Genomic DNA, 9,811 nt, shown 5'->3' with positions numbered 1-9,811 from the left:
GGGGAAACGGTTCCTGGGGCGGGCGGTTTCCCTGGTGCGGGCGGATTCCCTGGGGCGGAAATGGTTCCCGGCGTGGAAACGGCGGATTGTGGCAAAGGATTGGCCGGGGATGCCGGAGCGCTCCGAAACGGGGCGGCAGACGGCCGGACGGTTTTCTCCCGCTCTCCCCCGCGGGCCTCCCGCAGCTGCCGCACACAGTTTCCCACCACGTATTTCCCCACGGAAAAGCCCTGGCGGTTCAGCCGGTCCGTCATCTGCCGTTCTGAAATGTCCGGCTCCTCCTGAAGGATCCGGGCGGCCGCCTCCAGGAGACACTGCTTTCTCCGGTCTCTGGAGTCCGGGATCCCCAGCTCCCTGCGGATCTGGGTCACGTATTCCCTGGCGACGTGGAGCCGGCCCGCCAGCTCCTCATCCGTCCACGGATTCCTCTTATCTTCCTCCATGATCAGCTTGTTTATCTCCTCACGCATCGCGAAACCTCCCTGCTGCTGTTCTGCCCGACGGCACGTTTTCCTCTCTATTGTACCAATCCTTTGGGAAAATGGGAACTGTTTTTTGCATACTCCGCGCAAAGGCCAATGGCTGCTGACGCAGCCGCGCTCCGGCGCGTGTGTGCGCCAAGCGCACACTTTTTATATGAAAATCCTCTTTCCAATCTGGTCATTCTGTGATAGAATCAACAGTGTATTATAAGGAGGACTAATAATGGACATCAACTATGAATTATACAAAGTGTTTTACCACGTGGCAGTGACCCTCAGTTTCTCCGAAGCGTCCAAGCAGCTGTTCATTTCCCAGTCGGCAGTGAGCCAGTCCATCAAGGTGCTGGAGAAAAAGCTGAACCAGACGCTCTTTATCCGCAGCACGAAAAAGGTGCAGCTCACCCCGGAGGGAGAGATCCTCTTAAAGCACATCGAGCCGGCCATGAACCTGATCAAGCGGGGCGAAAACCAGCTTTTGGAGGCCAACACCTTAAACGGCGGCCAGCTGCGCATCGGCGCCAGCGACACCATCTGCCGCTATTACCTGGTGCCCTTTTTCCGGGAATTCCATTTAAAATATCCCAACGTCCACATCAAGGTGGCCAACCAGACCTCCATCGCCTGCGCGAAAATGCTGGAAAACGGCCAGGTGGACTTCATCATCACCAACTATCCCAACTCCAGTTTATCCAACGTCCAGAGCATCCGCTCCCTGCGGGAGTTCTCCGACGTGTTCGTGGCAAACCCGGAGCATTTCCCCTTAGGGGGACGAAAAATAGGCCTGCAGGAACTGCAGACCTATCCCATCCTCATGCTGGACCGCAAGAGTACGACCAGCGAATTTTTACATCATATGTTCCAGAAAAACCAGCTGGACCTGGTGCCGGAGATCGAGCTCACCAGCAACGACCTGCTCATCGACCTGGCCCGCATCGGCCTGGGCATCGCCTTCGTACCGGATTTCTGCATCCCGAAGGACGATAAAGAGCTCTTTGTGCTGGACCTGGAGGAAACCCTGCCGAAACGGCAGATCGTGGTAGCTCACAATGAGAACCTTCCGATTTCCCAGGCGGCGAAACAGTTTATGGAGATGCTGCGGTAGCGGGGGTTTTATTCCCCCCAAAACCTCCCCACCTCCCCTTCCACGCTCCCCAGATTCACCACCTGGAAATCCGCCCACTCCCGTGGGAACAGGCTGCGGCAGCCTTCGTAGAGGAAACGCTCATCTAAAAGGGCGATCACGCCCCGGTCCTGGGCGGTGCGGATGACGCGGCCGGCGGCCTGGAGCACCTTGTTCATGCCGGGATACTGGTAGGCGAAGTCAAAGCCCCGCTTTCCCGTCCCGTCGAAATACTGTTTTAAAATCTCCTGCTCCGTGTTCACCTGGGGCAGGCCCGTTCCCACGATGATGGCGCCGATGAGCCGTTCTTCCTTTAAGTCAATCCCCTCGGAAAACACCCCGCCCATGACGCAGAGGGCCACAAAGGGCCGTTTCCGCTCCGTCTCAAACTGCTCCAAAAACTCCTCCCGCTCCCGCTCGTTCATCCGGCTTTTCTGCACCGCCCAGTCAAACCCCGTTCCCAGCTCCTCAAACACCTCCCGGATCCGCTCCAGATACTGATAGGACGGCAGAAACACCATATAATTCCCCGCCCGTCCCCCGGCGATCCGGCGGATGTACTCCGCCACCCGCTCGTATTCCCGCCTGGTCCTGCGGGTGTACTTGCTGCTCACGTCGGAGGCCACCAAAAGCAGGCGGTTTTTCCGGTCAAAGGGGGAATTGGCATAGACGGCGTACTCCTCCGTGTTCCCCGTGAACAATTCCTTATAATAGTTTACCGGCAGCAGCGTGGCGGAAAAGAACACCGCCGAGCGGCCCTGCTCCAGGCAGGCGGAGAGATTCCCCGCCGGGTTTACGCAAAACAGGCGCACCATAAACGTCCCGTCCTCCCGCAGCTCCGAGTACATCCGGTAGCGCTCGTCCGTCAGCTCGTACACCATGAGAAAATCCCGCACCTGAAAATAAAACTCCAGCAGGCTTTCCCGGTCCTCGAAAACCGGATTCTCCTCCAGAAATTCCTCCAGCTCCCCCTGCATCCCGGCCAACACCTGGGCCAGGGGCGCCACGCTCTCCAAAAGCCCGTAGCCATCGCACTCCCGTTTCATCTCCAAAAGCAGCTTGTTGACCCGGTCCATGGCCCTGGTCAGTTTCCGGTTTCTGTCCTTTATCAGCCGCTTGGCCGCCAGCACATCCTCTTTTATGAGGGCGGCGCTGTACATCTCCCTAGCGCGGGAGACCAGGTTGTGGGCCTCGTCTATGAGAAATAAATGGTTTCCCTTTGCCCCGTCGGCGAAATACCGTTTCAGCCGCACGTTGGGATCAAACACGTAGTTGTAGTCGCAGATGACCCCGTCGCACCAGTTGGTGATGTCCAGGCAGAATTCAAAGGGACAGACCTGATACTCCCCGGCGTACCGCAAAATAACCTCCCTGGTGATCTCCCGCTCCCGGTGGATGATCTCGTAGACGGCGTCGTTTACCCGGTCAAAATGGCCTTTGGCCCTGGGGCAGGCGTCCGGATTGCAGTCCGGCTTTTCCAGGACGCACAGCTTTTCCTTCGCCGTCACCGTCACGGAGGTGAAATACAGGCCCCGCTCCCGCAAAATGGAGAAGGTTTCCTCCGCCACCGTCCTGGTGATGGTTTTGGCGGTGAGGTAGAAAATCTTCTCCCCCAGCCCCTCGCCCACCGCCTTTAAGGCCGGATACACCACCGACAGCGTTTTCCCGATGCCGGTGGGGGCCTGGATGTAGAGGTTTTTTCCCCTGGCGATGCTGCGGTACACCGCCACCGCCAGCTCCTTCTGGCCCTCCCGGTATTCGTAGGGAAAGGGCAGCTCCCGGATGGATTCATCCCGGCGCAGGCCGTGGTGATACAGGTATCTGGCCCATTTCACGTACTCGTGAAGCAGGCCGGAAAACCACTGTTCCAGCTCCTCATAGGAGTGTTCCTCCCGAAAGCGGCGGATTTCCTCCGTCTCAATGTTGCAGTAGGTCACCTGGACGGAAATGGAGGGCAGCTCCACCTGTTTGCTGTAAAAGTAAGCGTAGCACATGGCCTGGGCCAGATGCACCGGCTCCGCCGCCTCGATGTGGGCCACGTTCCGATACACCCCCTTGATCTCGTCGATCACCACGCCCCCCGGCTCCGTGAAAATCCCGTCGGCCCGCCCTTCCACCTGGAAGGTAAATTCCTCCTCCGACGCCTCGCAGGTCAGTTTCACCTCCGGCCGGTAGTTTGGGCCCATCCGTTTCTGCAGTTTCCGGTGAATGCGGCTGCCCGCCTGCATGGCGTCCTTCTCCGCCGAGGAGGTGCGGCGGTTGTCCAGATCCCCGGAGCGGAGCACGAACTCCACCAGATTCCGCACTGATATGGCTATGATTTTTCCCCGTTCCCGTTCCATGTCAAACCTCCCCGGCCTGCGGTTTTCCGCGCCTGTTTTCGTCTCTGCCTGTTTTTGTCTCTGCCTGCTATTATATACAAAATGGGCGGCGGTTTCAATGGAAGGAGGGCGGGTTTTGTATCCGTGGGAACGCGGGTTCCTATGTACAAAAAAGTGTGCGCTTGGCGCACACTCGCGCCGGAGCGCGGCTGCGCCAGCAGCCATTTTCCTTTGCGCGGAGTGCGCCTCCCGCCGGAGGCTTTTGTGCCATAGGGAACGCAGTTTCCTATGACACAAAAAAACGCCGCCCGGCTCTCCCTTTTCGTTTCACAGGGAGCGCCGGACAGCGCTTTTCTTCTTATAGCTTTCCGTTTTCTTACCGGGCTGCGATTAGGCCACGCGGCTCTTGTCTGCCGCCTTGCTCTCCAGGAACTCCTCGAACTCCTGGTTCTCACCGTTGTAGGAGACCGTCAGCACTCTGGTCAGATCCAGGCTCAGTACGCCTAAAATCGACTTCGCATCAATGACCACCCGATTGTAAAATACGTCAATATCAAAGTCACATTTCGAAGCCGCTGACACAAACTCCTTCGCATCCGCAACAGTCGGTAACATGATTCTCTTTTCTCTCATCATAAAACATACATCTCCTTCTAATTTTTAGACTATCTGCAAGACTCCCTAACGCGAACCTATAGTCAGTCATTAAAAGTGTCATCCTATTTATAACATTTCTTCCAATGGCTGTCAAATTTTTCAAAATTTGGAAATTTCCGTCGGAATTTGTGCATATTATCCAGTTTTGGGAGAAGGTAAAAATACGGCCTCTCCATTTTGCTCAGAATATTGTTTTCATATTAGGAATGGTTCTCAAGTCTATTTTCATAGTATGGAGGCCGTTACAATTTTGTAAAGATTTTTTGTGGATTCTACCTGTGATCCATCCTGTTTTCCGCGGATTGTCTTTATATGGCGGACATTTTCGTCGGATTTGTCCGTATTTCAGCTCCATACCTGCCCGCCATCTCCGGGTTTCGACGAATTTGTTTGAAATTTAAACATTTTTGTTTTTTATTATTGACAGAGCCGTTTTTCTGTGCTAATATATTCGAGCATGAGCAATGCGGCAGCGATAACAAAGCTGTGATACAGGGGAATAGTTCAATGGTAGAGCAGCGGTCTCCAAAACCGTAGATGGGGGTTCGAGCCCCTCTTCCCCTGCTTTTGAAAAAGGATAGAACCTTCTAAACAAAGGTTTTATCCTTTTTTATTTTATCATAGTAGGAAACTGCGCCCCCTATGACCAAAAAGCTGCCCTCAAACCAAAACAGGGACAGAAACATCCCCGCCTCCATTCTGTCCCGGCGGTATCTGTTCCTGTCCCTGTCACTTCTATATTAATGTATTCTGTTCCTACGCCGTCCGTTCATCCCTATTTCCCGCAAAAGGGGTTCTCCGTGGCGTACCGCATCCCCGCCGGCTGGTTGAAACCGATCTCGCCGGGCTCCACGCCGATGTACTGGAACACGTCAAACAGCGCCCTGCCGTAATGGCCGAAGGCCACTGCCCCGTGGTGGGGGAACCGTTTTTCGATGAGCACGTGGCGGTAGAACCGTCCCATCTCCGGGATGGCGAAAATTCCCACGGAGCCGAAGGAATGGGTAGCCACCGGCAGCACCTCGCCCTGGGCCACATACGCCCGAAGGGCTCCCTCCGCCGTGCTCTGCAGGCGGTAGAAGGTGATGTCCCCGGCGACGATGTCTCCCTCCAGAGTTCCCTGGGTCACCTCCTCCGGCAGGGTTCTGGCCATGATCAACTGGTGTTTCATCTTCGGGGAAACCAGTTTCGCGGAGCAGGTGTTTCCGCAGTGGAATCCCATGAATACGTCGTTTCTGCCGTAGCCGAAGGCGCCGCGGATCTCCTCCTCGTAAAGGTCGGTGGGCACTGTGTTGTTGATGTCCAAAAGGGTCACCGGGCCGCCGCTGACGCAGATGCCGATGTACTCGCTGAGGGCGCCGTAAATGTCCACCTCACAGGAAACGGGAATGCCCATCCCCGTCAGACGGCTGTTCACGTAGCAGGGCACAAAGCCGAACTGGGTCTGGAAAGCGGGCCAGCACTTTCCGGCGATGGCCACGTACTCTCTGCTGCCCTTGTGGGCCTCGATCCAGTCTAACAGGGTCAGCTCGTACTGAGCCAGCTTGGGAAGAATCTCCGGCTTTTGGTTGCCGTCGCCCAATTCTGCCTCCATCTCCCGCACCTTCTCCGGAATGCGCTCGTCTCCCTCATGCTTTTTAAACGCCTCATACAGATCCAGCTCAGAGTTTTCCTCGATCTCGATGTTTAAGTTGTACAGCTGCTTGATGGGCGCGTTGCAGGCCAGGAAATTGAGGGGCCTGGGGCCAAAGCTGATGATCTTTAAATTGGAGAGGCCGATCACCGCGCGGGCCACAGGCAGAAACTCGTGGAGCATCCTGGCGCACTCCGCCGCGTCTCCCACGGGGTACTCCGGGATGTAGGCCTTGACGTTTCGCAGGCTTAAATTATAGCTGGCGTTTAACATTCCGCAGTAGGCGTCTCCCCGGCCTTCCACCAGGCTGTTTTTGTCCTCCTCCGCGGCGGCGAAAAACATCACCGGCCCGTCAAAATATTTCGCCAGCATGGTCTCGGAAATCTCCGGGCCGAAGTTTCCCAGGTAAACGGCCAGGGCGTTGCAGCCGGCCTGGCGGATGTCCTCCAGAGCCTGTTTCATGTGAATCTCACTCTCCACGATGCAGACGGGGCACTCGTATACGTCTCCCGCGCCGTACTGCTCCTCGTAGGCCCTCATCAGCGCCTTTCTCCTGTTCACCGACAGGGATTCCGGGAAACAGTCCCGGCTCACCGCCACCAGTCCCACTTTTACTTCAGGAATGTTTTTCATGGTTATCTTCCTCCTCATGATTTATGATATTTATGATGTTTCCAGGTTTCCATCCGTTTTGTCAGGCCGCCGCTGGGATCTTTGGCCGCCCGCTAAGCGTCCGGCTCCAAATGTCCGGCCCTCTAAGCCTTCCGTCTTACGTCCCATCCCCGTACAGGCTCCGGTACAGCCCCTTGCAGGCGGGATAAATGCGCTGAAACTGCCGGTATCTCTCCTCGTAAAGCCCGGCCAGTTCCGGCTCCGGCTCCTTTACCTCCCGCACCTTTACAATCTGTTTCGCCGCCTCCGCCACGCTCCCGTAGCGGCCGCAGGCCACCGCCGCCAGCATGGCGCCTCCCAGGGCGGGCCCTTCCTCGCTCCAGGGGATTTCCACCTTCAGATTCAGCACGTTTGTCAGGATCTTCAGCCACAAAAGGCTTTTCGCCCCGCCGCCGCAGACCTTTGTCCGCTCCACGGAAAGCCCCAGGGCCCTGGCCACCTCCAGGCAGTCCCGGAAGGCAAAAGCCACTCCCTCCAGCACCGCCTGGGTCATATCCGCCCTGGTGGTGCCCATGGTCATTCCCAGAAAGGTTCCCCGGGCAAAGGGATCGTTTAAGGGGGAGCGCTCCCCCATGAGATAGGGCAGGAAAAATACCTGATTGCGGCCCAGAGCCTCAATACAGCTCTGCTCCCTCACGTACTCTCCCGTCTGCAGGATGTCATCCATCCACCACTTATTGCAGGAGGCGGCGCTTAAAATGCAGCCCATCAGGTGATAACCGCCGTCGGCGTTGGCAAAGGCGTGGAGGGCGTGTTTTTCATCGGCGAGAAACCGGTCCGAGGAAATGAAAATGGTGCCGCTGGTGCCGATGGAAATGTTGCATTTCCCCTCTCCCACCGTGCCGGTTCCCACGGCCGCCGCCGCGTTGTCCCCCGCTCCCGCCGCCACCTGGACCGTCTCTGAAATGCCTAACAGCCTGGCCGTTTCCCGGCTCACAGTGCCCACGCTCTCGTAGCTTTCAAACACCTGCGGCAGCTGATCTTTCCGGATACCGCAGAGCTCTGTCATCTCCTCTGACCAGCGGCGGTGTCTCACATCGAAAAACAGGGTGCCTGACGCGTCGGAGACGTCGGTGCTGTGCACTCCCGTCAGGCGGTAGACCAGGTAGTCCTTTGGCAGCATGATTTTAGCGATCCTGGAAAACAGCTCCGGCTCGTGTTTTTTCATCCACAGCAGCTTGGGAGCCGTAAAGCCAGCGTAGGAGATATTTGCCGTCCGCTCCGCCAGAATTTCCGTCCCGATCTCCCGGTTTAAATACTCCGACTCCTCCGCCGTCCGCCCGTCGTTCCACAAAATGGCGGGCCGGATTACCTTGTCCTCCCGGTCTAACGCCACCAGGCCGTGCATCTGGCCGCCGATCCCGATTCCCGCCAGCTTTCCCCGGTCCTCTCCGTCCAACAAGGCCAAAAGCCCCTCCATGGCCTTCTCATACCAGTCCTCCGGCTGCTGCTCCGACCATCCCGGCCGGGGGAAATACAGGGGGTACTCCCTTGAAACCGTCTTTTTCACTGTCCCGTTTTCGTCCATTAAAATGAGCTTGACCGAGGAAGTCCCCAGGTCAATTCCCGCAAACAGCATAGGCGTCCTCCTTTCCGTGCACGTGCACGCTACAAACTATCTGTAATGTAGCACATTCTCCTGTTTTCGTCAATTCCTTTCCGTATTCTTGTGGAATTTTTATGAGATAATAGTTGTTGGGATACGTGCACGGTTTTTGCGTTTCCCGATTTGACAGGGAGCGGTGGGATATGGTATCCTTATTTCAGCGATTTTACAGGCACTGGCCTGTGGAAACTTTTACAGAAACGATTTTTAGCGGGAAAGGAAACAGACATGATCACAATGAAGGAGATCGCGGCCTTGGCCGGTGTCTCAAGGGGCACCGTAGACCGGGTCATCAACAACCGGGGCTCCGTAAACCCGGAAACGGAACAGCGGGTGCGCTCCATCATCGAGGCCTTAAACTACCAGCCAAACAAGGCGGCCCTGGCCCTGGCCGCCCAGAAAAAGCGGATTCTCATCGGGGTGGTGCTCTTTAGCGCCAACCACGGCAACCCCTTTTTCCGGGATGTGCTGGCGGGAGCGCGCCACCAGGAGAAGAAACTGGCGGCCTACGGCTGCCGCATCCTGCTGCGGGAGACCGCCTTTGATCCCCAGGCCCAGATCGAGGCCATCAGCCAGCTGGAGGCGGAGGGGATCCGCGGCCTGGTCATCTCCCCCTGCAACGACCCCAACCTGGCGGCTAAATTAAATTCCCTCCGGGAGGCCGGCATCCCCGTCATCACCACCAACACCGATCTCCCCAACTCCGGCCGCCTGGCCTACGTGGGCAGCAATTACTACGAGGGCGGCTGCACCGCCGGCGGCCTGATGGGGATGATCACCGGAGGCGCGGCAAATGTGGGCATTGTCACCGGCTCCGACCTGATCCTCTGCCATTCCGGGCGGGTCCAGGGCTTTCTGGACACGGTCAGCCGAAGGTTTCCCGCCGTCCGCGTGCTGGATATTCAGAAAAACGACGATGACGATTTTAAGAGCTACGAAGCCGTCTCCCGCCTGATGAACCGGTTCCCGGAGCTGAACGCCCTGTATTTCACGGCGGGGGGAGTGTACGGAGGGTGCCGAGCCGTCCTGGAGTACAAAAAAGACCGCGCCGTCCAGGTGATCTCCTTTGACGATGTGGAGAAGACGAAGGAGCTGGTAAAAAGCGGCGTGATAAACGCCACCATCTGCCAGCAGCCCTTCCGCCAGGGCTCCCGCCCCGTGCGGCTCCTGTTCGACTACCTCACCACCGGCTCAGCGCCGTCGCCGGCGGTGCAGTATACGGAGACGGCGATTAAGATTCGGGAGAATATCGGGCCGTAGAGGGGACAAAACTTTCCGCGCGGCTGCGCCGGCAGCCATTCTCTTATGCGCGGAATGCGC

At 57.3% G+C, this 9,811-nt stretch carries 7 protein-coding genes and 1 tRNA gene; 3 read left to right on the top strand and 5 right to left on the bottom strand.

Annotation, left to right across the window (positions count from 1 at the left end):
* A partial coding sequence (locus B5E84_RS15965; protein WP_330374284.1) for an RNA polymerase factor sigma-54 occupies positions 1 to 470 on the bottom strand: 470 nt, incomplete at its 3' end.
* Positions 471 to 705: 235 nt separating this feature from the next.
* Between B5E84_RS15965 and B5E84_RS15960 the strand changes: the two genes are divergently transcribed.
* Positions 706 to 1,584: a LysR family transcriptional regulator gene (locus tag B5E84_RS15960; protein WP_087224536.1), complete on the top strand. Its 879-nt coding sequence runs from the start codon at positions 706 to 708 to the stop codon at positions 1,582 to 1,584.
* A gap of 8 nt (positions 1,585 to 1,592) precedes the next feature.
* On the opposite strand, the gene B5E84_RS15955 is transcribed toward B5E84_RS15960, so the two are convergent.
* Positions 1,593 to 3,944: an ATP-dependent DNA helicase gene (locus B5E84_RS15955; protein WP_087224534.1), complete on the bottom strand. Its 2,352-nt coding sequence runs from the start codon at positions 3,942 to 3,944 to the stop codon at positions 1,593 to 1,595.
* 369 nt (positions 3,945 to 4,313) lie between these two features.
* Positions 4,314 to 4,556: an HPr family phosphocarrier protein gene (locus tag B5E84_RS15950; protein ID WP_087224546.1), complete on the bottom strand. Its 243-nt coding sequence runs from the start codon at positions 4,554 to 4,556 to the stop codon at positions 4,314 to 4,316.
* 517 nt (positions 4,557 to 5,073) lie between these two features.
* Here B5E84_RS15950 and B5E84_RS15945 point away from each other — a divergent pair.
* Positions 5,074 to 5,144: transfer RNA gene (locus B5E84_RS15945), tRNA-Trp, on the top strand.
* A gap of 211 nt (positions 5,145 to 5,355) precedes the next feature.
* Here B5E84_RS15945 and B5E84_RS15940 read toward each other — a convergent pair.
* Positions 5,356 to 6,846 carry an L-fucose/L-arabinose isomerase family protein gene (locus B5E84_RS15940; RefSeq protein WP_087224532.1) on the bottom strand — a complete coding sequence of 497 codons (1,491 nt, stop codon included), beginning with the start codon at positions 6,844 to 6,846 and terminating at the stop codon, positions 5,356 to 5,358.
* A 136-nt stretch (positions 6,847 to 6,982) separates the two neighbouring features.
* The gene (xylB, locus tag B5E84_RS15935) at positions 6,983 to 8,464 is read right to left on the bottom strand and encodes a xylulokinase (protein WP_087224530.1); all 1,482 of its coding nucleotides are present in this window, start codon (positions 8,462 to 8,464) and stop codon (positions 6,983 to 6,985) included.
* Positions 8,465 to 8,719: 255 nt separating this feature from the next.
* On the opposite strand from xylB, the gene B5E84_RS15930 reads away from it, so the two are divergent.
* The gene (locus B5E84_RS15930) at positions 8,720 to 9,751 is read left to right on the top strand and encodes a LacI family DNA-binding transcriptional regulator (RefSeq protein WP_087224528.1); all 1,032 of its coding nucleotides are present in this window, start codon (positions 8,720 to 8,722) and stop codon (positions 9,749 to 9,751) included.
* Positions 9,752 to 9,811: the final 60 nt, after the last annotated feature.

Source organism: Lachnoclostridium sp. An14, assembly GCF_002160755.1.
GTDB lineage: Bacteria > Bacillota > Clostridia > Lachnospirales > Lachnospiraceae > Lachnoclostridium_A.
The sequence above is the reverse complement of the archived record's forward strand: the minus strand, read 5'-3'. Positions and strand labels throughout refer to the sequence as shown.

Coding starts and splice junctions, on each gene's coding strand:
- xylB (WP_087224530.1), bottom strand. CDS start 8,464: ATGCTGTTTGCGGGAATTGACCTGGGGACTTCCTCGGTCAAGCTCATT.
- B5E84_RS15930 (WP_087224528.1), top strand. CDS start 8,720: ATGATCACAATGAAGGAGATCGCGGCCTTGGCCGGTGTCTCAAGGGGC.
- B5E84_RS15955 (WP_087224534.1), bottom strand. CDS start 3,944: ATGGAACGGGAACGGGGAAAAATCATAGCCATATCAGTGCGGAATCTG.
- B5E84_RS15950 (WP_087224546.1), bottom strand. CDS start 4,556: ATGAGAGAAAAGAGAATCATGTTACCGACTGTTGCGGATGCGAAGGAG.
- B5E84_RS15960 (WP_087224536.1), top strand. CDS start 706: ATGGACATCAACTATGAATTATACAAAGTGTTTTACCACGTGGCAGTG.
- B5E84_RS15940 (WP_087224532.1), bottom strand. CDS start 6,846: ATGAAAAACATTCCTGAAGTAAAAGTGGGACTGGTGGCGGTGAGCCGG.